Source organism: Pseudorhodoferax sp. LjRoot39 (genome assembly GCF_964253035.1).
Lineage (GTDB): Bacteria > Pseudomonadota > Gammaproteobacteria > Burkholderiales > Burkholderiaceae_C > Pseudorhodoferax.
Window position 1 is genome coordinate 6,212,357 of the sequence record NZ_CAXUQL020000001.1, and the last position, 21,001, is coordinate 6,233,357.

Sequence of the window (21,001 nt, forward strand, 5' to 3'; positions counted from 1 at the left end):
ATGCGTTGACCGGCTTTGTGCTCGGGCACTTCGCCGCGCTGCTCAAGAACTTCCAGGCCGCCTATCCGACATCCGCCTGGAGCACCGTCAGCGTGGGCCGCTCGCCACTGGCCTTGCCGGTGATCGGCGGCTTGGGCAGGCGGGCCTCGCCCGGCTCGATGACGAAGTGGTGGTCCAGCGCGTACCAGGCACCTTCGACGTCCGGCGCGGGCGGGGTCTCACCCGAATGCAGCACGTACTGGCCGACCAGCGCCCGCGTCACGCCGAACTGCACATCCGTTTCCAGATGCGGGTCGTCACTGGAATAGACCTGCGCGAACTGCGTCTTGAAGCCGGGCTTGAAGACCATGAAATGGATGTGGGCCGGCCGCATGTTGTGCCGCCCCTGTGCCCGCAGCAGCGCACCGACCGGCCCGCTCAGCGGAATCGGATAGCCCACGGGCTTGATGGTGCGGAACGCGATGCGCCCGGTGCCATCCGTCCTGAACTTGCCGCGCAGGTTCATGTCCGCCTGGCTCGGGTCCTGGTTCTCGTAGAAGCCCTCGGACGAGGCCTGCCAGACATCGACCTCGGCATCGGCCACGGGCCGGCCCTGCGGGTCGCGCACCCAGGCGTTGACGAACACCGGCACGCCTGGTGTCGGCGAGCGCACGATGGAGCCGCCGTTGTCCGTCAGCGGCGAGTCCATGCGCCAGAACGGGCCCATCAGATTGGCCGTGGTGTCCGTCTGGCCGCCGTCGCCGTTGTTGAGCAGGCACACCAGCGCCGAGATGCCCAGCGAGCCGGCGATCAGCACCACCTCGTTGTGCGAGGCGGTCGTCAACTGCCCGAGCTGGGCGATGACGGCGCAGGCCTGGTGGAACTCCGCCTCGGACAGGCGCGCATCGCGTACGAAGCCGTGCAGATGGGTGACCGCGGCGGTCATGATTTCCTTGAAGCGCGGGTCGCCCGCACGCGCCAGTTCGGCCAGCACGGCCGCGGTCACATCGCTCTGCTTTTCAATGATCATGGGGCTGTCCTCATCGGGTCGCACGCCGGATGTCTTGACGGATTCGGCACAGGCCCCGCCGTGCCGGCGCTGCGCGAAGCACCGAGTGTGCCCGCACAGGCCCCAGCGGCTTCATGCCGTCGGGTTCGAGCGCGCGTGGCGCACGGCGGTGCGCAGGCCCAGCAGATAGCTGTCGACGCCAAAGCCCGCGATCTGCCCCTGCACGATCTCCGCGAACACCGAGTGGTGCCGGAAGGTCTCGCGCGCATGGATGTTGGACATGTGCAACTCGATGACCGGGCAGGTCAGGATCGCCAGCGCGTCGCGGATGCCGTAGCTGTAGTGCGTCCACGCGCCGGCGTTCAGCATCACGCCAGCGACCCCGTCGAAGTAGGCCTGGTGGATGCGCTCGCACATGGCGCCCTCGCAGTTGGTCTGGAAGCTCTCCACCGACACCCCCAGTTCGCTGGCCAGCGCCTGCAGCTGGCCGTCGATCTGTGCGAGGGTGATGGTTCCGTACTGCTGGGGATCGCGCTTGCCGAACATGTTGTGGTTGATGCCGTGCAGCATGAGGAATCGCATCGATGCCGTCATGCCACGCGCGCCTCGGCGGTCAACTGCTGAATGGCCGCTGCGGTCTGCGGCCGCACGCCTCGCCACCAGTGGAAGGCTTCGGCCGCCTGCTCCACCAGCATGCCCACGCCGTCGGCAAGTCGCCTCACGCCGGCCTGCTGTGCCATGCGAAGGAAAGGCGTCAGCCCCTTCGCATACGCAAGTTCGTAGGCCAGTCCCTGGGCGACGAACACGGTGGCCGGGACGGGTAGCAGTTCGCCGCGCAGGCTGGCGGACGTGGCATTGAACACCAGATCGAAACACTCGCCTTGCAGATCCTGGTAGCCACAGCCCCACACGTCGCCGTGTTGCTGCACCTGCGCCGCCAACGCGACGGCCTTCTCCACCGTGCGGTTGGCGATGACGAGCCTGGCGGGCTGTTGTTCGAGGAAGGGAAGCAGCGCTCCACGGGCAGCGCCCCCTGCGCCCAGCAGCAGCACCCGCTTGGCGCGCATGGAGCAGCCGAGGTTGTGAACCACGTCGCGCGTCAGACCCACACCATCGAAGTTCTCCGCCAGGACCCGCGCACCGTCGAACTTGAGTGCGTTGACGGCCCCGGCCAGCTGTGCCCTCGGCGAGCATTCATGGGCGAACCTGAAGGCATCGACCTTGAACGGGGCAGTCACGTTCATGCCCTGCCCGCCCGCGTCGCGGAATGCGGTGGCGTCCTCGTCGAAGTGCCCCGGCCGCCCCTCGATCGCGGTGTACACCAGGTCCTGCCCCGTGGCGCTGGCGAACAGGCCGTGGATCAGCGGTGACTTGGTGTGGCCGATCGGGTTGCCGATGACGGCGTAGGCATCGCTCATGTGCCCATCTCCCTGGTGTAGAGCACGCCATCGGCCTGCATCGCGGCGATCTCCTCGGCCGAGAAGCCGAGCTCGGCCGCGATCTCGGCGTTGTGCTGGCCCAGGTCGGGTGCGACCTGGCGGATGGTCGTGTCGCAGTCCGAAAACCGGAACGGCAGGTTCGGCAGCTTGATCTTGCCCAGCACCGGGTGGTCCTGCTCGACGAGCATGCCGCGCGCCTGGATCTGCGGGTCGGCCAGCACCTCGTCGATGCGCTGCACCTTGGCGCAGGGCACGTCGATGCCGTCCAGCAGATCGAGCACCTCGGCCACCTTGCGCGACGCCACCCAGCCCTTGACCACGGCGAGGATTTCCAGGCGGTTGGCATTGCGGCCCGAGGTCTGGTGGAAGCGCTTGTCCGCGCCGAACCCGGCCGGACCACCATGCGTTTCGACCAGTGCGGCGAAGCGCTTCCAGGCGTCGTCCACCTGCGCGGCGATCACCAGGTCGCCATCGGCCGCGCGGAACACGCCGTACAGCGTGGAGGTCGGCATGTCGTGCCCGGTCTGCACCGGCAATTCGGTGCCGCCCGAGAAGGTGTAGCACTGCACCGCGTACTCGTGCATGGACACCAGCGTGTCGTACAGCGCCATGTCGATGTGCTGGCCACGGCCACTCTTGGTGCGGCCCAGCAGCGCCGCGTTGATGGCCGCGACGGCGTGGATGCCGGTGTACATGTCGCCCAGCGAGATGCGCAGCAGCGGCGGCGCCTCGCCCGGCGTGCCCACCATCTGCATGATGCCGCTCTTGGCCTCGGCGATCAGGCCGAAGCCGGCGCGGTGCGCGTCGGGCCCGGTGTGCCCGTAGGCCGAGATCGAGCAGTACACCAGGCCCGGGTTGCGCTGGCTCAGTTCCTCGTAGCCCAGGCCCAGCTTGTCCAGCGCGCCGGGGCGGTAGTTCTCGATGAACACGTCGGCGCTGTCCACGAGCTTGTGGATCAAGGCCTTGCCGCGTGGGTCCTTCATGTTCACGGACACACCCTGCTTGCCCATGTTCAGTTGCAGGAAGTAGCCCGAGTAGGCGTCGTTCTCGCCCACGAACCAGGCGTGCTGGCGGCCGGCATCGCCGCCGCCGGGCCGCTCGACCTTGATGACCTCGGCGCCCAGCGCCGCCAGGCAGCGGCCCACGTAGGGGCCGGCCAGGAAGTGCGAGTAGTCGATGACGCGGATGCCGGCCAGCGGCAGCGGCTGCACGCTGTTCTGTGCGGCGCTCATGCGGGTCTCCGGGGAATCATCAGGCGGTGTTCGCCCTTGTGCACGACCTGGCCGTGCTGGTTGATGAGTTCGGACGGCAGGATCACGATGCCCCAGCCCGCGCGGCTCCTGGACGCGCGCAGGCCGGTGACCGTGAACTTCACGTGCAGCCTGTCGTTGATCTTGATCGGCAGCAGGAAGTCCCAGGTCCAGCCCAGCGACATGCCGGGCAGGAAGCGGTATTCGCTGCGCGTCTTCAGGCCGTCGGCGATGGACAGGCCGAACAGCCCGTGCGCCACGCGCGTGCCGAAGGGCGTGGTCTTGGCGTAGTCCTCGTCGATGTGCACCGGCGTGTAGTCGCCGGTCAGCTCGGCATAGGCGTTGATGCGGGCCTCGGTGACTTCGTAGTCGGGGCTGGTGCAGGTGTCGCCTTCGGTGGCGTCGTCCCAGTATTTCTCCGGCGTCTCGAAATGCTGAGGGGGTGGTGTCGGTTTCACGGTTCGTCTCCAGAGGGAAAAGGGTCAGCCGCGCGGGCGCACGGCCAGGGCCTGGGCCACGCTGCCCGGCGCGGCCTGGATCAGCTCGACGGCCAGCCCGTCCGGCAGCTGCAACCAGTGGCGGCCCTGCGGCAGCGCCTTGACGCCCCAGGGCTCGGCGGCCCGGAGGGCCGCTTCCAGGTCGTCGACCATCACGCCCAGGTGGGCCAGCCAGCCCGCGTCGTTGCTGGGCGGGGCCTCGAAGTCGGGCGTGGCCATGAGCTGGATGCCGCCCAGCGTCCAGTACTGGCGCGGGTCGTCGGTCGGACCGTCGATCTCGCGCACGTCCATGCCCAGCACCTCGTAGAAGAAGCGGATGTGCCAATGGATGTCGCGCACGCGGATGGCGACGTGCTCGACATAGGCGAAGGTGGGCGGTGCGAAGGGGGTGGCCATGGGAGTCTCCTCAGATTGCGGCGCGTGCGCGCTCGATGCCTTTGATGCACGCGACCAGCGTGGCGTTGACGGGGGTGGCCACACCGCTGCGCTGGCCCCAGCGCACGACGGCGCCGTTGATGAAATCGATCTCGGTGACCGAGCCCTTCTCCAGGCTTTGCAGCATGGAGGTCTTGAAGTCCCCGGGCAGGCCTGCCGCCGCCTTGGTCCAGGCAGCGCGCGGGTCCGTGTAGGACAGCTGCACGGCGCTGGCGCGGGCCACGTCCATGGCTTCCTGCACCGCTGCGACCGCGGTGGCCTCGATCTCGGCAATGCGGTACAGCGGGCCATAGGCCAGGCCGGTGATGCCGCTGACCGCGCCGGTCGCGACATTGATGAGCAGCTTGTCCCAGACCGTGCCCATGATGTTGGCGCTGACCGTGGTCGCGAGCCCGGCCGCCGCGAAGCAGGCGGCGATGCGCTCCACGCGGGCACTGGTGGGACCGTCCAGTTCGCCGATCAGCGTCTCCTTGCCCGCCGTGCCGCTGAGGATGTGGCCAGGCGCCAGCATCACGCCGCCCACGTAGGTCTTGCCCGCGACGACGCGCTCGCGACCGACTGCGTCGGCCAGGATGTCCTCGTGGCCCAGGCCGTTCTGCAGGGACAGCACCACGGTGTCGGCGCCCACCAGCGGCGCCGCGGCACGGATGGCTTCGGCGGTATGGAAGGACTTGACGAGGACGACGACCAGATCGACCGGACCCAGCGCGCTGCAATCGGTCTCTGCACGCACCACCACGCTGCGTTCGCCGTCCGGTTGGCGCAGGCGCAGGCCGTTGGCCCGGATGGCCTCCACATGGGCGCGGTTGCGGTTGATGAGCACCACGTCGTTGCCGGCCTGGGCCAGCGCGCCGCCAAGGGCACAGCCCAGTGCGCCAGCGCCGAGAACTGCGATCTTCAATTGCTGCTCCTTGTCATGAGGGCGAATTCTGGAGACCGCAGATCATTCTGAAAATCGCATGATTGCAATACACTTCATTGCAATCTCACATGGAGTTGCGCGATGTCGGAACTACAACTGCTCGACGGCAAGCAACTGCAACTGATCGAGTTGCTGCACAGCACCGGCAGCGTGACGCGCACGGCCGAAAAGCTGGGCCAGACCCAGCCCACCGTCAGCATCTGGCTGGCACGCCTGCGCGAGCAGCTGGGCGACCCGCTGTTCGTGCGCACGGCCCAGGGCATGCTGCCCACGCCGCGGGTCGACGAGTTGATCGACACCGTGCGCACCGTGCTGGCCGGGCTGCGCTCGATCAGCGAGTCGCCGCTGGTGTTCGACCCCGCCACCGTGCAGCGCAGCTTCCGGATCTTCATGACCGACGCCAGCCACATCACGCTGCTGCCGCGCCTGTTCTCGCATGTGCGCGCGCTCGCCCCCGGCGTCACGCTGGAGGCGGTGGGCATCCACAGCGGCATGGCCTCCGAGCTGGAGTCGGGTGCGGCCGACCTGGCGCTGGGCTTCATTCCGGAACTGGAGGCCGGCTTCTACCAGCAGACCTTCTACGACCAGGACTGGGTCTGCCTGGCCCATCCCAACCACCCCAGGATCCGCCCCAAGTCGTTCGGGCTGGGCGACTACAGCCGCGAAGCGCATGCGGGCATCGTCTACGGCACTGGCGCGCAACTCCTGGACAGCACGGTGAAGCGGCTGGAGATCGAGCGGCGCGTGATGCTCAGAATCCCCGGCTTCCTGGGCCTGCCTGCCATTCTGTCGACCACCGACCTGATCGCGACCTTGCCGCGGCACATCGGCGAGACCCTGGCCAAGCTCGGTGGACTGCGTGTTCTGCCCTGCCCCGTTCCGATTGCCAGCTTCTCGGTGCGCCAGCACTGGCACTCGCGCTACCACCAGGACCCGGGCAACCGCTGGCTGCGCGGCATCTGCGCCGAGCTGTTCCTGCGGGCCGCGCGCCCCGCCCGGGGAGCGGCTGTGCGCCGCTGAAAGCGCGCTCGCCGGTTCGGGGGGCGCGGAGCGCAAGCCGCGCTCCTCACACGGGCAAGGCCTCGGCCGGGCGCGCGGCCGGCACGGCGGCACCGCCCAGAAAGAGCCGCTCGATGTGCGGATCGGCCAGCAGCTCGGCCGCAGGGCGCTGCAGCACCAGCCGCCCCGACTCGAGCGCGATGGCCTCGTCGGAGATCTTGAGCGCGCTCTTGACGTTCTGCTCGACCATGAGGACCGTGGTGCCCTGCGACGCCAGCCCGCGCAGCAGCTTGAAGACGTCCTGCACGACGATGGGCGACAGGCCGATGCTGGGCTCGTCCACCAGCAGCACCTTGGGCCGCAGCAGCAGGGCACGCCCGATCTCCAGCTGCTTCTGCTCGCCGCCCGAGAGGCTGGACGCGGCGCTGTGCAGCCGCTCCTTGACGCGCGGAAACAGCGCGAGCACCTCGGGAATGCGCGCATGCGTCTCCCGGGTCCCGATCGTGATGCCGCCCAGCTCGAGGTTCTCGAACACCGACAGCTGGCCGAACAGGTTGCGCCCCTGGGGCACGAAGGCCACACCCTTGCCGAGCAGCGTCTTCTGGTCGAACCCGGCAATGTCTTCGCCGTCGAGCAGGATGCGGCCCTGCCGGGGCCGCAGCAGGCCGAAGAGCGTCTTCAATGCCGTCGATTTGCCGGCGCCATTGGGGCCCAGCAGCAAGGTGATGGCGCCCCGCCTGGCTTGAAAGCTGAGCTGGTTCAGGATCATGAAGTCCTTGTAGCCGGCGACGACATCCTCGAACGCGATGCAGGTCTCGTGCGCCATGTTCAGTTCCCGAGGTAGGCGTCGAGGACGCGCTTGTCCGCCCGGATCTCGTCCGGCGTGCCGATGGCCATGACCGTGCCCTCGACCATGACCATGACGCGGTGGCACAGGTCCATCACGAAGTCCATGTTGTGCTCGATGACCACGAAGCTGCTTTGTCGCGCGGCGGCCGGATTGCGGTTCAGATCCTTGAGCAGGCTGCTGATGCCGCCGACCAGGCTGGGGTTCACGCCGGCACAGGGTTCGTCCAGCAGCACCAGTGCCGGCTCGCTCATGAACGCCATCGCGATGTCCACCAGCTTCTGTTGGCCATAGGACAGTTCGCCGGCCTTCTTATCGGCCACGTGCCGGATGCGGAAGCGGTCGATCAATGCGTCCGCACGCGCGCCCAGGCCGGAATCGCCCGGCGCGAACATGCGGCCGAGCATGCTGCCCCGGTGCTCCTGCGCCGCCACCAGCAGGTTGTCGCGCACGGTCATCTTGCCGAACACCTGCAAGGTCTGGAACGTGCGCCCGACGCCCTTGCGGTTGAGCGCCAGCGGCCCCAGCCGCGTCACGTCCTCGCCGTTGAGCTCGATGCGCCCGGCATCGGCCGTGATCTGGCCCAGCATGCTGTTGAACAGCGTGGTCTTGCCCGAACCGTTGGGACCGATGACACCGAAGATCTCTCCCGGAAAGACCTCGAAGTCCAGGCCGCCCACGGCCTGGATCGCGCCGTAGCGCTTCGCAAGTCCGCTGACCTTGAGCAGCGGCGTGCGCGCTGCGGCGGTGTTCTGCGTGCTCATGCATTCGCTCCCGAGGTGCGGGGCTCGACCGGCCCGCGCGCGGCAGCGGCGCGTGCGGCCGATGCCTCGCGCGACTGGCGGCGCGCCTTGATGCGGTCCGGCAGCGAGAGCAGGCCGTCGGGCAGCCAGATCATCAGCACCACCACCGCTGCGCCGAACACGCACAGGTACCAGGCCTGGGCGAAGCGCAGCCACTCTGGCAGGATGACGCCCACCGCGGCGCCGAGCACCGGACCGAAGAAGTAGCCAGGGCCGCCGACGACGACCATCAGGTACATCATGATCGAGGCCAGCACCGTGAACGGCGCCGGCTCGATGAACTGCACCAGGCTGGCGAACAGCGCGCCGGCCACGCCGGCGTAGGCGGCGCCGATGGCGAAGCTCAGCAGCGTGTAGCTGCGGATGTCCACGCCCAGGCTTTCGGCGCGGATCGGGTTGTCGCGCAGCGCGGTGAAGGCCTTGCCCCAGGGCGAGCGCAACAGGCCCCACAGCAGCACGGCCAGCAGCACGGCCACCGCCAGCACGAAGTGGTAGTAGGCCAGGTTGCTCTCCAGGCTGAAGCCGAACAGGCTGGGCCGCGCGATGTTGTTGATGCCGAAGGTGCCGCCGGTCAGCCATTCCTCGTTGCGCATGACGAGCCAGACCGCGGTGTTGAAGCCCAGCGTCGCGAAGGCGAGGTAGATGGTCTGCACGCGCAGCGCCGGAAAGCCCAGGATCAGGCCGACCACGAAGCAGACCGTGGCCGCCATCGGCAGGCCGATCCAGAAGCTGATGCCGGCCTTCATGAGGATCGCCACCGTGTAGGCGCCGATGCCGAAGAATGCGGCGTGGCCCAGCGACTTCTGGCCGGCGTAGCCCACCGTGAGGTTCAGCCCCATGGTGGCGATGATGTAGACCAGCCAGGACGTCAGCAGATAGATGCCGTAGCTGCGCAGGAAGTGCGGCGTCAGCAACAGGGCGAGCGCCACGGCAGCGGCAATGGCGAGCTTCTTCATACCTTGCGCTCCACTTGTCTGCCCAGCAGGCCTTGCGGCTTGAACAGGATCACGACCATGAAGATCACCAGCGCGACGGCATCCTTGTACGCCGGCGAGATGTAGGCCGCGGCCAGGTTCTCGCAGACGCCGACGATGAGCCCGCCCAGCAGGGCGCCGCGGCTGTTGTTGAAGCCGCCGATGATGGCGGCGAAGAAGGCCTTGGTTCCCAGGCTCTCGCCCATGTCGAACTTGGCCAGGTAGGTGGGTGTGACCAGCAGCGCGGCCGCCGTGGCGAGCACCGCATTGATCGCGAAGGTGTAGAAGATCATGCGCGGCACGTTGATGCCCAGCACCGAGGCGCTCTCGGTGTTCTGCGCGACGGCCTGCATGGCCCGGCCCGTGACGGTCCTGGCCAGGAAGGCCTGGACCACCAGGACCAGCGCCAGCGCAAATGCGAAGGTGCCGATGTCAGTGGCAGAGACCGAGACACCGAAGACATTGAACACGGTATCGGGGAACAGGCCGGGAAATGCATGCGCCTCGGCGCTGTAACCCGCCCGCACCCCGTTGCGCATGGCGATCGACAGGCCGATGGTCGCGACCACGATGGGCATCATCCCGAACTTGAACAGGGGGTCGACGATGCCGCGCTTGAAGGCCCAGCCGAGCACGAAGATCGCCACAAAGCACGACAGCACGAACCCCAGCCAGAGCGGGACGCCCGCCGCCAGGAAGACCAGCATGGTGAACGCCGGCAGCATGACGAACTCGCCCTGCGCGAAGTTGATGGTGCCGCTGGCCTGCCAGAGCAAGGTGAAGCCGAGCGCAGCCAGGGCGTAGATCGCGCCCGTGGACAGGCCACTGAAGAAGAGTTGGATGAAGTCGGTCATGTGGGTTGAAGCCCGCCAGTGCGCGCGCTGCGGCCTGGCCCGGTCGGGCGAGCGGGCGCGGAGGAGATGCTGTGCAGGAAGCGGCGCCCAGGAGCGGCGCCGAACGGAAAGCGGGCGGATCCCGCCCTACCTGGCTGGCTTGAGCGTCTCGATGACCTGCGTCTTGCCGTTCGCAACACGCACGAAGAAGCTCTCGCGGTCCAGGTCGCCCTTGTCGTCGTAGGTGACGTCGAAGAGCACGCCGGGGTATTTGTCGGCCGAGATCGAGATGCCGTGCATGGTCTTCGCGAAGGCCTTGGGGTCGATCTTGCCGACCTTCTCGAAGCCGGCGCGGGCCACGTGCATGCCGATGTAGCCCTTCATGGCGTTGTGGTCGGCCTTGATCTTGTACTCGGCCTGGTAGCGCTGCGCGAACGCCTGGACCGTGGGGTTGGGCGCATCGGCCGTCAGGCCCACATGCGCGATCACGCCGTTGGCAGCCTCGCCGGCCAGTTCGATCACCTTGTCGTTGGCCAGCGTGGTCTCGCCGACGATGGGCTTGTCGTAGCCCTGCTTGCGCAACTCCTTCAACAGGCGCGCGGACTCTTCTTCGTTCGAGTAGACGAACAGCGCGTCCGCGTTGGACTGCCTGGCCTTGAGCACGGCGCTGGAAAAGTCCACCTGGCCCTGGTCGGTCGAAATGTCCGCGGCCACCTTGATGCCCTTGGCGTCCACCGCCTTGCCGATCATGTCCCGGCCGCCCTTGCCGAAGTCGTTGTTGACGTAGATGACCGCCAGCGTCTTGACCTTCAGGCTCTCGCTCAGGTAGCGCGCCACCTTGGGCATCGCCGCGGCCTGGGTGAACGAAGCGCGGAACACGTAGGGGTTGCCCTGCTGGGTGATGGCCGCGGCTTCGCCGCCGATGATGTTCGGCACCTCGGCACGCCGCGTCTCGTTCATCGACACCAGGATGGAGCCGGAGAAGACAGGCCCGATCACGAGCGGAACGTCCTGGTCGACGGCCTTGGCCGCCAGGCCCTTGGCGACGCCAGGCTGGGTCTGCGAGTCGAGTGCGGTGTACTGGATCTTCTTGCCCAGGATGCCACCGGCTGCGTTGATCTCCTTGACGGCCAGCTTCACGCCGTTGTCGAAGTTCACGCCCGCCGTGGCGCCGGGGCCCGACAGTTCGACGATGCCGACGATGGGCACGGTCTGCGCCACGGCCATCGCACCGATGCCCGCCATCGCCATTGCGGCGGCCATCTTCTTCACGCGCTTGTTCATGGTGTCTCCTGGTTGCTCGCGGCGACTCTAGGAGAACGGGCCACATTTGAAAATTGGCGCACGGACATAGCGCCCATGTGAGGAGAACATAGTGGGTGCAGGGCAAACCTGGGTCGTTCTGCCCTGCGCATGTCGATTCGTGATGAGGCCCATGCCGCGCACGGCATGGACATGCCCTTGCGGCCGTTCCCACAATCGGGAACGGGCCGCCCGGCCCGGCTTGCCGACGACTTCCGAGGAGACACCTTGCGCAACATCGCGTACCGCCACTGCCTGTACGAGACCGAGGGTCCGCTGCTGGTCCTGACCTTGAACCGACCCCAGGTGCTGAACGCCTTGCACCCTGACGCCCACCGCGAGTTGGCCGACGCTTTCGACCGCTATGCAGCCGACCCCGGACTGCGCGTGTGCATCGTCACCGGCGCAGGCGACCGGGCGTTCTGCGTCGGCACCGATCTCAAGGAACTGGCGGCGACGGGCGACCATGCCAAGCCCTCGACCGGCTTCGCGGGGATCACCCACCGCTTCGACCTGTGGAAGCCGCTGATCGCGGCCATCAACGGCCACTGCCTGGGCGGAGGCATGGAAATCCTCGCCGCCTGCGACATCGGCGTGGCGTCCCGCAGCGCGAAGTTCGGCTTGCCGGAGCCGCGTGTCGGGCTGGCGGCATTGGGCGGTGGCCTGCTGCAACGGCTGCCACGCCAGATCGGCACCAAGGACGCCATGGCGCTCGTGTTGACCGGCGCCTCGATCAGCGCCGACGAGGCCAAGCGGATCGGCTTGCTCAACGACGTGGTGCCCGCCGAGTCCGTCATGGCGCGGGCCAGGCAGTACGCGGCGGACATCCTGGCCTGCGCGCCGCTGGCGGTGCAGGCGTCCAAGCAGATCATGCTGCAGAGCCTCGCCGTCGCGAACCTGCAGGAGACCATGCACGAGAACTACCCGGCGGCCGCGCGCATGCTGGGCAGCGACGACGCCATCGAAGGACCGCTGGCGTTTGCAGAAAAACGCCGACCGAACTGGTCGGGGCAGTGAAGCTGCGACCTGCTGGCCCAGCGGGTGGAAGCGGTGCGCCTACCTGTGGCAGCAGCAGCTCTTGAACACGCCAGCTCCCCGCTGAGAGCCCGCACCCGAAAAGCACCGGGTTTTCAAGGCTGCCCGTGCGATGCCAGCACCGGGTAGGCCTCGGCCAACGGTGTCACCGCCCCCGCGGCCGCCGGGTCGTAGCCAGGCAGCGCGGCCAGCAGTTGCCGGAAGGCCGGATCGTGCAAGGCCTGCAGCACCGCCTGCAGCGCGGGCGTGGCCATGACGCCGCTGCGGCACAGCAGGAAATAACGCTCGGTCGCCACCGGAACGAAATCGAGCTTGAACTGGCGGGCGGGTGGCTCCAGACCGAAGCCCGCATCGGCCATGCCGCTGGCCACGTGCGCGGCCACGGCCGCATGGGTGTACTCGCCTTGCTCGAAGCCGGCAATCGCCGTCGACGCGAGCTGCTGGCCTGCCAGCAGCTGCTCCAGCAGGAAACGCGTGCCCGAGCCGGGTTGGCGGTTGACGAAGCGCACGCCGGGACGCGCGAGATCGGCCAGGGCGAACAGTTCCTTGGGATTGCCCGCACGCACCATGAGCCCCTGGCGGCGCACGGCAATGTCGACCAGCTGCAGGTCCTGCCCGCGCAGCCAGCGCCCGTAGTGCGCCAAGGCCGCCGCCTGCGTCGCTCCGATGGGAATGTGCAGGCCGGCCACGTCGCAGTCGCCGTCGCGCAGCGCCGCGGCGGCGGCCGAGCTGCTCGCGTACGAGAACGCGAGCGGGAGCCCGTCCGCGGCCAGCCGGTCGATCAGGCGCTCGATGGCGAAGCCGTGGCTGGCATGGATGCGCAGCGCCGCCGGCGCTTCCGCCAACGCGCCGCGCAGCTCCTGCGCCAGTTCGGACGACAGTGTCTCCAGCACCGGCCGCAGCCGGGCCTGGATGCGCCGGTCGGCCCAGGCGATGCGTGCGCCCAGCTCGGTCAGCGTCGAGCCCTTGCCGCGCGCCATGCGCATGAGTGGTGCCTGGAACAGCGCCTCGCCCTGCCGCACCAGCGCCCAGGCATGGCGGTACGACAGGCCCAGCACGCGGGCGGCGCTCTGCAGGCTGCCGGTCTCCGCCACCTGGACCAGCAGGTCGATGAGGCGCGCCGGCAGCGGCGCGCCCTGCGCGCCCTGGATGGTCCAGACCGGAACGATGGAGACCTGCTGCATCTGCGCTTGCCCTTTATGAACTCGACTTCCTATGCACCGGAGGCGTTGCCTCATATTGCCGCGCCGAGCGTTCGGCGCGAGGATGGCCGCCCGCACTCGGCCTGCGGCATTGTCGGTGCCGCCGCGGGCGGCGCTGGCACCACCGGGCCCACCACCCAATGAGCGAACAGAAGATCGAGTTCTACAAGGGCCCCGCCGGCGGCTGGGGCGCCCTGAACAGCGTGAAGAACGCGCTGCTGCGGCAGGACATCCCGATCAAGGGTGCCAGGACGCTGCTGTCGGCCAACCAGCCCGATGGCTTCGACTGCCCGGGCTGCGCCTGGCCCGACCGCAACCATGCCTCGACCTTCGAGTTCTGCGAGAACGGCGTGAAGGCCGTGGCGGCCGAGGCCACGGCCCGGCGCGCCGGCCCTGAACTGTTCGCGCGCCACACGGTGGCCGAGCTGCTGCAGCAAAGCGACTTCTGGCTCGAGGACCAGGGGCGGCTCACCCACCCCATGGTCTACGACGCCGCCAGCGACAAGTACCAGCCGATCGAATGGGACGCGGCCTTCGCGCTGATCGCACGCCACCTGAACGCCCTGCCCGACCCCGATCAGGCCATCTTCTACACCTCCGGCCGGGCCAGCAATGAGGCCGCCTTCCTGTACCAGCTGTTCGTGCGCGAGTACGGCACCAACAACTTCCCCGACTGCTCCAACATGTGCCACGAGCCCAGCGGCAGCGGCATGAAGCCACAGATCGGCGTGGGCAAGGGCACGGTGACACTCGACGACTTCGAGCAGGCCGACGCGATCTTCATCTTCGGCCAGAACCCGGGCACCAACCACCCGCGCATGCTGGGCGAGCTGCGCCACGCCTCCAGGCGCGGCGCACGCATCGTGAGCTTCAACCCGCTGCGCGAGCGCGGGCTGGAGCGCTTCCAGGATCCGCAGAGCAAGATCGAGATGGCGACGCTGGGCTCCACGCCGATCAGCTCGCACTACTTCCAGCTGCAGAGCGGCGGCGACTTCGCCACCATCAAGGGCATGCTCAAGCGGCTCATCGAACGGCAGGATGCGGGTGAGGATGTGCTGGACAGCCGCTTCATCGCCGAGCACACCGTGGGCTTCGAAGCCCTGGCCGCAGACGTGCGCGCCGAGTCCTGGGACGTGATCGTCCAGGAGGCCGGGCTCACGCTGGCCCAGATCCACCAGGCTGCCGACATCTACATCGCCGCCGAGAGCGCGATCTTCTGCTGGGGCATGGGCATCACCCAGCACCAGAACTCCGTGGCCACCATCCAGATGATGGGCAACCTGCTCATGGCGCGCGGCAACGTGGGCCGGCCCGGCGCCGGCTTCTGCCCCGTGCGCGGCCACAGCAACGTGCAGGGCGACCGCACCATGGGCATCTGGGAGAAGCCGCCGGCCGCGCTGCTGGACCGCCTGGGCCAGGTGTTCGGTTTCGAGCCGCCGCGCCGCAACGGCTACGACACGGTGGAAGCCATCCGGGCCATGCTCGCTGGCCAAGGCAAGGTGTTCTTCGCACTCGGCGGCAACTTCGCGGCCGCCACGCCCGACACCTACGCCACCTGGCGCGGCCTGCGCCAGTGCGCGCTGACCGTGCACGTGACCACCAAGCTCAACCGCAGCCATGTGGTGCACGGCAAGGAGGCGCTGATCCTGCCCTGCCTGGGCCGCACCGAGATCGACATGCAGGCCGCAGGCCCGCAGGGCGTGACCGTGGAAGACTCGATGAGCATGGTGCACATCTCCATGGGCATCAACCCGCCGGCCTCCGAGCAGCTGCTGTCCGAGCCGGCCATCGTGGCACGCTTGGCCGCGGCCACGCTGGCCGGGCGCAGCAGCACGCCCTGGCTCTGGTTGCTGGAGGACTACGCGCGCATCCGCGACAAGATCGAAGCCGTGTTCGACGACTTCAAGGACTTCAACCAGCGTGTGGCGCACCCGGGCGGCTTCCGCCTGCGCAACACGGCCAGCGAGCGGGTGTGGAACACGCCCACGGGCAAGGCCACCTTCTTCCCGCACGCCGTGCCGCGGGACACGCCCGTGCACCGCGCACGCCGCAGCGAGAAGGCGCGTGACACCATCGTCTTCACGCTGCTGACCACGCGCTCGCACGACCAGTACAACACCACCATCTACGGCATGGACGACCGCTACCGCGGCGTCTTCGGCCAGCGCCGCGTGGTGTTCATCCACGCCGAGGACATCCGCGCGCTGGGCTTCCAGGACGGCGACTGGGTCGACATCCACACGGTGTGGGACGACGGCAAGGAGCGCCGCGCCGACAAGTTCAAGCTGGTGGCCTACGACATCCCGCGCGGCACGCTCGCGGCCTACTACCCCGAGACCAACCCGCTGGTGCCGCTGTCGGCCACGGCCATCGTGGCCGGCACGCCGACCTCCAAGGCCATTCCGGTGCTGCTGACGCCGCATGCGCTGGCCGAGGCCGAACTGGCCGGCGCCACAACCGCCGCAGCCTGATGCACGACGACGCACCGCTGTCCACCCGCATCCTGCAGGAACTGGCCACCGCGCCCGAGGGCGGCGGCATGTCGCTGCCGCGCCTGGGAAAGCGCCTGGGCCTGGGCGCCAGCGTGCTGATGCGCGAACTCACGCTGATGGGCGACGCCACCATCGGCGGCGTGCGCGGTCCCGGCTGGGCCCGCGTGGTGCAGTTGGACGAGCGCTGGGTCGCTTACATCACGCCCGTGGGGCGCGAGCAACTCAGCGCAGACCCGCGTTGATCCTGTCCAGGGCCTTGGCGCCGGGGCACAGGTCCAGCGCGTCGAGCCGGTTCAAGGGGGTCTGGCTGGTCTGCAGCATGGCGTGCAGGTCCTCGGCCTCGCGGTCCACATAGAGCAGCCCGGTCAGCAGCTCGCCGCGCGCCTGCTGCGCGACCACGTGCTGCAACGCCGCGGCGCGGTCGCCCGGGTCGTGGTCGTCGCGCAGCTTGCGCAGGCGCAGCACCGACCCATCGGCCTGCGGCAGCGTGAGCAGCTCCCCGGGGCCAGGCTCGGCCTGGATCTCGTCGGCCAGGCGGATGAAGTCGATGCGGTTCACGGCCTCGTTGTGGCCACGCACGTAGTCGTAGCTCTTGGTGCTGCCGGCGTGGTTGTTGAAGGCCACGCAAGGGCTCACCACGTCGATGAAGGCCGCGCCGCGGTGGCCGATGGCGCCACGGATCAGCGGCACCAGCTGCGCCTTGTCGCCCGAGAAGCCGCGCGCCACGTAGCTTGCACCCAGCTGCAGCGCCAGGCCCACGAGGTCGATCGGGCTGTCGTGGTTGACCGCACCCTTCTTGCTCTTCGATCCCTGGTCGGCCGTGGCCGAGAACTGCCCCTTGGTCAGGCCGTAGACGCCGTTGTTCTCGACGATGTAGACCATGTTCACGCCGCGCCGCATGGCGTGCGCGAACTGGCCCAGGCCGATGGACGCCGAATCGCCGTCGCCCGACACGCCCAGGTACAGCAGCTCGCGGTTGGCCAGCTGCGCGCCGGTCAGCACCGAGGGCATGCGGCCGTGCACGGTGTTGAAACCGTGCGAGGCGCCCAGGAAATAGTCCGGCGTCTTGGAGCTGCAGCCGATGCCCGAGAGCTTGGCCACGCGGTGCGGCTCCACGTCGAGCTCCCAGCAGGCCTGGATGATCGCGGCCGAGATCGAGTCGTGGCCGCAGCCGGCGCACAGCGTGGAGATCTTGCCTTCGTAGTCGCGCCGCGTGTAGCCGACCTTGTTGGGGGCCAGCGAGGGATGGTGCAGGCGGGGCTTGGCCAGGTAGGTCATGCGGAGGTCTCCGGCTGGCGGTTCAGGGCGTTCTGGATGGCACCGGCAATGAAGCGCGCCGTGATCGGCGTGCCGTCGAAATGCAGCACGCGCACCAGGCGTGCAGGGTCGGCGTCGAGCTCGTTGACGAGCAGGCTGCGCATCTGCGCGTCGCGGTTCTGCTCGACCACGAACACGCGTTCATGCGCGGCGATGAAGCGGCGGACTGCGGCCGGGAACGGGAAGGCGCGCAGGCGCATCGCGTCCACGTGCACGCCGGCGGCAGCCAGCTGCTGCAGGGCCTCGTCCATGGCCGGGCTGGTGGAGCCGAAGTAGATGACGCCGAGCTTTGTCGCCTGTGCGGCCGCGCGCTCCACGGGCGCGGGCACGAGGTCGGCCGCCGTGGCGAACTTGCGCAGCAGCCGCTCGACGTTGTAGACGTAATCCGGCCCGCGCTCGGAGTAGCGCGCGTAGGCGTCGCGCGTGGTGCCGCGCGTGAAGTAGGCGCCTTTGCTTTCGTGCGTGCCCGGCAGCGTGCGCCAGGGAATGCCGTCGCCATCCACATCCTTGTAGCGGCCGAAGTCACGGCCGGCCTCCAGCATCTCGGCCGTCATGATCTTGCCGCGGTCGTAGCTGCGGCCCTCCTCCCATGCGAAGGGTTCGCACAGGCGCTGGTTCATGCCGATGTCCAGGTCGGTCATCACGAAAACGGGCGTCTGCAGCCGGTCCGCCAGGTCCAGCGCGGCGGCCGCGTGCTCGAAGCACTCGCGCGGGTCTTCGGGCAGCAGCAGCACATGCTTGGTGTCGCCGTGCGAGGCGTAGGCGCAGGCCAGGATGTCGGCCTGCTGCGTGCGTGTCGGCATGCCGGTGGAGGGGCCGCCGCGCTGCACGTTGACGATGGTGACGGGGATCTCGGCGAAGTAGGCCAGGCCGATGAACTCGGTCATCAGCGAGACACCGGGCCCCGAGGTGGCCGTGAACGCGCGCGCGCCGTTCCAGCCCGCGCCCACCACCATGCCGATGGAGGCGATCTCGTCCTCGGCCTGCACGATGGCGTAACTGCGTTCGCCGGTTTCCTTGTCCTCGCGGAACTTCGTGCAGTAGGACTGGAAGGCCTCGGCCACCGAGGACGAAGGCGTGATCGGGTACCAGGCCGCCACCGTGGCGCCGCCGTACACGCAGCCCAGCGCGGCGGCGCTGTTGCCGTCCACGAAGATGCGCTGGCCCACCTTGTCGGCCCGGCGCACGCGGATCGGCAGCGGCGCCTGCAGGTGCTCCTGCGCGAAGTCGCGGCCCAGGTGCAGCGCACGCACGTTGGAGGCCAGCAGCTTCTCCTTGCCCTTGTACTGCTCGCCGAACAGGTCGACGATGGCCTGGGCCTCGATGTCCAGCAGCACCGAGAGCGCGCCCACGTAGATGATGTTCTTGAACAGCTGGCGCTGGCGCGGGTCGCTGTAGACCGCATTGGCGATCTCGGTCAGCGGCATGCCGATCACCGTGATGTCGCTGCGCAGCTGCTCGGGCGGCACGGGCCGCGTGCTGTCGTAGAACAAATAGCCGCCCGGCTCGATCTCGGCCAGGTCGTCGGCCCAGGTCTGCGGGTTCATCGCGACCATCATGTCGATGCCGCCGCGCCGGCCCAGGTGGCTCTCCTCGCTGACGCGCACCTCGTACCAGGTCGGCAGGCCCTGGATGTTGCTCGGGAAGATGTTGCGCGGGCTCACGGGCACGCCCATGCGCAGGATGGCCTTGGCGAACAGCTCGTTGGCAGAGGCCGAGCCCGAGCCGTTGACGTTGGCGAACTTGACGACGAAGTCGTTGACGGCGGTGATCTGCGTCATGCATGCGCTCCCTGGCAGCCACCTGCCTGCGCGGTCTTGAACTGGAACTTCTGCATGTCCCAGGCCCCCGTCGGGCAGCGCTCCGCGCACAGGCCGCAGTGCAGGCACAGGTCCTCGTCCTTGGCCATCACGCGGCCGGTCTTGAGCGGGTCCGAGACGTAGAGGTCCTGGTCCGGGTGCAGGGCCGGTGCCTTGAGGCGCTCGCGCAGCTCGGCCTCCTCGCCCGGCGCCGTGAAGCTGATGCAGTCCATCGGGCAGATGTCCATGCAGGCGTCGCACTCGATGCAGGCCTCCTGCGCGAACACGGTCTGCACGTCGCAGTTCAGGCAGCGCTGGGCCTCCTTGAAGGCCGTGGCGGCGTCGAAGCCCAGCTCCACCTCCACGCGGATGCTGGCCAGCGCGACCTCGGCCTGCGCCCACGGCACCTTGAAGCGCGCCTCCGGCGCCACGGCGTTGTCGTAGCTCCACTCGTGGATGCCCATCTTGGTGGACATGAGGTTGCTGGTGGCGGCTGGGCGGGCCTGCACCGGCTCGCCCTGCAGGAAGCGGTCGATGGAAATGGCCGCCTCGTGGCCATGGGCGACGGCCGTGATGATGTTCTTGGGGCCGAAAGCCGCGTCGCCACCGAAGAACACCCGGGGCAGCGAGGACTGGAAGGTCTGCTGGTCGAGTTGGGGCAGGCCGTTCTCCTGGAAGGCGATGCCGCAGCTGCGCTCGATCCACGGGAAGGCGTTCTCCTGGCCGACCGCGATCAGCACCTCGTCGCAGGGCAGCAGCACCTCGGGCTCGCCGGTCGGCACCAGCTGGCGCCGGCCGCGCGCGTCGACCTCGGCACGCACGATCTGAAAGCGCATGCCGGTCAGTCGCCCGCCTTCGTGCACGAAGGCCACGGGCACGTGGTAGTTCAAGATCGGGATGCCCTCGTGCTGCGCGTCCTCCTTCTCCCAGGGCGAGGCCTTCATCTCCTCGAAGCCGCTGCGCACCACGACCTTGACCTCCTCGCCGCCCAGGCGCCGCGCCGAGCGGCAGCAGTCCATGGCCGTGTTGCCGCCGCCCAGCACCAGCACGCGCCGGCCCGTGCGCGTGACATGGCCGAACGAGACCGAGGCCAGCCAGTCGATGCCGATGTGGATGTGCGCTGCCGCTTCCTGGCGGCCCGGCAGGTCCAGGTCGCGGCCGCGCGGTGCGCCGCAGCCGACGAAGACCGCATCGAAGTCCTGCGCCAGCAGCGCGGCCATGGAGCCGATGCGCTCGCCGCCGCGGAATTCCACGCCCAGGTCCAGCACATAGCCGGTCTCCTCGTCGATGACCTCCTCGGGCAGGCGGAAGCGCGGAATCTGCGTGCGGATGAAGCCGCCGGCCTTGGCCTCGCCGTCGAACACCGCCACCGCATAGCCCAGCGGCGCCAGGTCGCGTGCCACGGTCAGTGCGGCCGGGCCGGCGCCGATACAGGCCACGCGCTTGCCGTTGCGCGGCGCCAGCTGCGGCATGCGGCCGCCCACCTCGCCCTTCATGTCGGCCGCCACGCGCTTCAAGCGGCAGATCGCCACCGGCTCAGGCTGCTCCTGGCTGGCCTCCTCGACGCGGCCGCGCCGGCAGGCCGGCTCGCAGGGCCGATCGCAGGTGCGGCCCAGGATGCCGGGGAACACGTTGGAAGCCCAGTTCACCATGTAGGCGTCGGCGTAGCGGCCTTGGCCAATCAGGCGGATGTACTCGGGAACGGGGGTGTGGGCGGGGCAGGCCCATTGGCAGTCGACGACCTTGTGGAAATAAGACGGACTGGCTACTTGCGTTGGCTGCAATCTTTGGTCTCCTTGCCCAGCGGTGCCGGTGGCCCACTGGTCATACCAGTCTAAGCGCGGGGCCAGCGGCGGGCCTACGGTGA

20 protein-coding genes are annotated in these 21,001 nt (G+C 68.7%); 4 read left to right on the forward strand and 16 right to left on the reverse strand.

Annotated elements, in window-relative coordinates:
• Positions 1-61 precede the first annotated feature (61 nt).
• The 7 genes from ACSQ4M_RS29020 to ACSQ4M_RS29050 all read right to left on the reverse strand — a co-directional run bounded on the left by ACSQ4M_RS29020 (position 62) and on the right by ACSQ4M_RS29050 (position 5,510).
• Positions 62-1,009: a dioxygenase gene (locus ACSQ4M_RS29020; RefSeq protein WP_436192847.1), complete on the reverse strand. Its 948-nt coding sequence runs from the start codon at positions 1,007-1,009 to the stop codon at positions 62-64.
• A gap of 111 nt (positions 1,010-1,120) precedes the next feature.
• A complete protein-coding gene (locus ACSQ4M_RS29025; protein ID WP_436194082.1) occupies positions 1,121-1,570 on the reverse strand; it encodes a type II 3-dehydroquinate dehydratase in 450 nt (149 codons plus the stop codon).
• 8 nt (positions 1,571-1,578) lie between these two features.
• Positions 1,579-2,406, reverse strand: a complete 828-nt coding sequence (gene aroE / locus ACSQ4M_RS29030; RefSeq protein ID WP_436192848.1) for a shikimate dehydrogenase — start codon at positions 2,404-2,406, stop codon at positions 1,579-1,581.
• Positions 2,403-3,638, reverse strand: a complete 1,236-nt coding sequence (locus ACSQ4M_RS29035) for a CaiB/BaiF CoA transferase family protein (RefSeq protein WP_436194083.1) — start codon at positions 3,636-3,638, stop codon at positions 2,403-2,405. Before ACSQ4M_RS29035 ends, aroE begins: the two co-directional genes overlap by 4 nt.
• Positions 3,639-3,655: 17 nt before the next feature.
• Entirely contained in the window at positions 3,656-4,135 is a 480-nt protein-coding gene (locus tag ACSQ4M_RS29040) for a MaoC family dehydratase (RefSeq protein ID WP_436192849.1), read from the reverse strand.
• A gap of 24 nt (positions 4,136-4,159) precedes the next feature.
• On the reverse strand, positions 4,160-4,570 hold the full coding sequence (locus ACSQ4M_RS29045) for a VOC family protein (protein ID WP_436192850.1): 411 nt from the start codon (positions 4,568-4,570) through the stop codon (positions 4,160-4,162).
• A 10-nt stretch (positions 4,571-4,580) separates the two neighbouring features.
• Positions 4,581-5,510 (reverse strand): ketopantoate reductase family protein, encoded by a 930-nt coding sequence (locus ACSQ4M_RS29050; protein WP_436192851.1) that lies wholly within the window; start codon positions 5,508-5,510, stop codon positions 4,581-4,583.
• Positions 5,511-5,612: 102 nt separating this feature from the next.
• Here ACSQ4M_RS29050 and ACSQ4M_RS29055 point away from each other — a divergent pair, with 102 nt between their 5' ends.
• Entirely contained in the window at positions 5,613-6,551 is a 939-nt protein-coding gene (locus ACSQ4M_RS29055; RefSeq protein WP_436192852.1) for a LysR family transcriptional regulator, read from the forward strand.
• A gap of 46 nt (positions 6,552-6,597) precedes the next feature.
• Here the strand turns inward: ACSQ4M_RS29055 and ACSQ4M_RS29060 are convergent, their stop codons facing one another.
• The 5 genes from ACSQ4M_RS29060 to ACSQ4M_RS29080 all read right to left on the reverse strand — a co-directional run bounded on the left by ACSQ4M_RS29060 (position 6,598) and on the right by ACSQ4M_RS29080 (position 11,271).
• Complete coding sequence (locus tag ACSQ4M_RS29060; protein WP_436192853.1) at positions 6,598-7,356, reverse strand: ABC transporter ATP-binding protein; 759 nt, start codon at positions 7,354-7,356, stop codon at positions 6,598-6,600.
• Between the two features lie 2 nt (positions 7,357-7,358).
• On the reverse strand, positions 7,359-8,141 hold the full coding sequence (locus ACSQ4M_RS29065; RefSeq protein WP_436192854.1) for an ABC transporter ATP-binding protein: 783 nt from the start codon (positions 8,139-8,141) through the stop codon (positions 7,359-7,361).
• Positions 8,138-9,136: a branched-chain amino acid ABC transporter permease gene (locus ACSQ4M_RS29070; protein ID WP_436192855.1), complete on the reverse strand. Its 999-nt coding sequence runs from the start codon at positions 9,134-9,136 to the stop codon at positions 8,138-8,140. The genes ACSQ4M_RS29065 and ACSQ4M_RS29070 overlap by 4 nt, the downstream gene beginning before the upstream one ends.
• The gene (locus ACSQ4M_RS29075) at positions 9,133-10,008 is read right to left on the reverse strand and encodes a branched-chain amino acid ABC transporter permease (protein ID WP_436192856.1); all 876 of its coding nucleotides are present in this window, start codon (positions 10,006-10,008) and stop codon (positions 9,133-9,135) included. Before ACSQ4M_RS29075 ends, ACSQ4M_RS29070 begins: the two co-directional genes overlap by 4 nt.
• Before the next feature lie 126 nt (positions 10,009-10,134).
• Positions 10,135-11,271, reverse strand: a complete 1,137-nt coding sequence (locus ACSQ4M_RS29080; protein WP_436192857.1) for an ABC transporter substrate-binding protein — start codon at positions 11,269-11,271, stop codon at positions 10,135-10,137.
• A gap of 246 nt (positions 11,272-11,517) precedes the next feature.
• Between ACSQ4M_RS29080 and ACSQ4M_RS29085 the strand changes: the two genes are divergently transcribed.
• Positions 11,518-12,306, forward strand: a complete 789-nt coding sequence (locus ACSQ4M_RS29085; protein ID WP_436192858.1) for an enoyl-CoA hydratase-related protein — start codon at positions 11,518-11,520, stop codon at positions 12,304-12,306.
• A gap of 113 nt (positions 12,307-12,419) precedes the next feature.
• On the opposite strand, the gene ACSQ4M_RS29090 is transcribed toward ACSQ4M_RS29085, so the two are convergent.
• Positions 12,420-13,508: a substrate-binding domain-containing protein gene (locus ACSQ4M_RS29090; RefSeq protein WP_056667439.1), complete on the reverse strand. Its 1,089-nt coding sequence runs from the start codon at positions 13,506-13,508 to the stop codon at positions 12,420-12,422.
• 158 nt (positions 13,509-13,666) lie between these two features.
• Between ACSQ4M_RS29090 and ACSQ4M_RS29095 the strand changes: the two genes are divergently transcribed.
• Together ACSQ4M_RS29095 and ACSQ4M_RS29100 are read left to right on the forward strand one after the other, a co-directional pair.
• The gene (locus tag ACSQ4M_RS29095) at positions 13,667-15,997 is read left to right on the forward strand and encodes an FdhF/YdeP family oxidoreductase (protein WP_436192859.1); all 2,331 of its coding nucleotides are present in this window, start codon (positions 13,667-13,669) and stop codon (positions 15,995-15,997) included.
• Positions 15,997-16,260: a hypothetical protein gene (locus ACSQ4M_RS29100; protein ID WP_436192860.1), complete on the forward strand. Its 264-nt coding sequence runs from the start codon at positions 15,997-15,999 to the stop codon at positions 16,258-16,260. The genes ACSQ4M_RS29095 and ACSQ4M_RS29100 overlap by 1 nt, the downstream gene beginning before the upstream one ends.
• On the opposite strand, the gene ACSQ4M_RS29105 is transcribed toward ACSQ4M_RS29100, so the two are convergent.
• From ACSQ4M_RS29105 to ACSQ4M_RS29115, 3 genes are read right to left on the reverse strand one after another with little or no spacing between them, the layout of a single operon-like run.
• Positions 16,241-17,296 carry a 2-oxoacid:ferredoxin oxidoreductase subunit beta gene (locus ACSQ4M_RS29105; RefSeq protein WP_436192861.1) on the reverse strand — a complete coding sequence of 352 codons (1,056 nt, stop codon included), beginning with the start codon at positions 17,294-17,296 and terminating at the stop codon, positions 16,241-16,243. The genes ACSQ4M_RS29100 and ACSQ4M_RS29105 overlap by 20 nt on opposite strands.
• Positions 17,293-19,116, reverse strand: a complete 1,824-nt coding sequence (locus tag ACSQ4M_RS29110) for a 2-oxoacid:acceptor oxidoreductase subunit alpha (protein WP_436192862.1) — start codon at positions 19,114-19,116, stop codon at positions 17,293-17,295. The genes ACSQ4M_RS29105 and ACSQ4M_RS29110 overlap by 4 nt, the downstream gene beginning before the upstream one ends.
• On the reverse strand, positions 19,113-20,918 hold the full coding sequence (locus ACSQ4M_RS29115; RefSeq protein ID WP_436192863.1) for an FAD-dependent oxidoreductase: 1,806 nt from the start codon (positions 20,916-20,918) through the stop codon (positions 19,113-19,115). Before ACSQ4M_RS29115 ends, ACSQ4M_RS29110 begins: the two co-directional genes overlap by 4 nt.
• Between the last annotated feature and the right edge of the window lie 83 nt (positions 20,919-21,001).

Coding starts and splice junctions, on each gene's coding strand:
- ACSQ4M_RS29020 (WP_436192847.1), bottom strand. CDS start 1,009: ATGATCATTGAAAAGCAGAGCGATGTGACCGCGGCCGTGCTGGCCGAA.
- ACSQ4M_RS29025 (WP_436194082.1), bottom strand. CDS start 1,570: ATGCGATTCCTCATGCTGCACGGCATCAACCACAACATGTTCGGCAAG.
- aroE (WP_436192848.1), bottom strand. CDS start 2,406: ATGAGCGATGCCTACGCCGTCATCGGCAACCCGATCGGCCACACCAAG.
- ACSQ4M_RS29045 (WP_436192850.1), bottom strand. CDS start 4,570: ATGGCCACCCCCTTCGCACCGCCCACCTTCGCCTATGTCGAGCACGTC.
- ACSQ4M_RS29055 (WP_436192852.1), top strand. CDS start 5,613: ATGTCGGAACTACAACTGCTCGACGGCAAGCAACTGCAACTGATCGAG.
- ACSQ4M_RS29060 (WP_436192853.1), bottom strand. CDS start 7,356: ATGGCGCACGAGACCTGCATCGCGTTCGAGGATGTCGTCGCCGGCTAC.
- ACSQ4M_RS29065 (WP_436192854.1), bottom strand. CDS start 8,141: ATGAGCACGCAGAACACCGCCGCAGCGCGCACGCCGCTGCTCAAGGTC.
- ACSQ4M_RS29070 (WP_436192855.1), bottom strand. CDS start 9,136: ATGAAGAAGCTCGCCATTGCCGCTGCCGTGGCGCTCGCCCTGTTGCTG.
- ACSQ4M_RS29075 (WP_436192856.1), bottom strand. CDS start 10,008: ATGACCGACTTCATCCAACTCTTCTTCAGTGGCCTGTCCACGGGCGCG.
- ACSQ4M_RS29080 (WP_436192857.1), bottom strand. CDS start 11,271: ATGAACAAGCGCGTGAAGAAGATGGCCGCCGCAATGGCGATGGCGGGC.
- ACSQ4M_RS29090 (WP_056667439.1), bottom strand. CDS start 13,508: ATGCAGCAGGTCTCCATCGTTCCGGTCTGGACCATCCAGGGCGCGCAG.
- ACSQ4M_RS29095 (WP_436192859.1), top strand. CDS start 13,667: ATGAGCGAACAGAAGATCGAGTTCTACAAGGGCCCCGCCGGCGGCTGG.
- ACSQ4M_RS29100 (WP_436192860.1), top strand. CDS start 15,997: ATGCACGACGACGCACCGCTGTCCACCCGCATCCTGCAGGAACTGGCC.
- ACSQ4M_RS29105 (WP_436192861.1), bottom strand. CDS start 17,296: ATGACCTACCTGGCCAAGCCCCGCCTGCACCATCCCTCGCTGGCCCCC.
- ACSQ4M_RS29110 (WP_436192862.1), bottom strand. CDS start 19,116: ATGACGCAGATCACCGCCGTCAACGACTTCGTCGTCAAGTTCGCCAAC.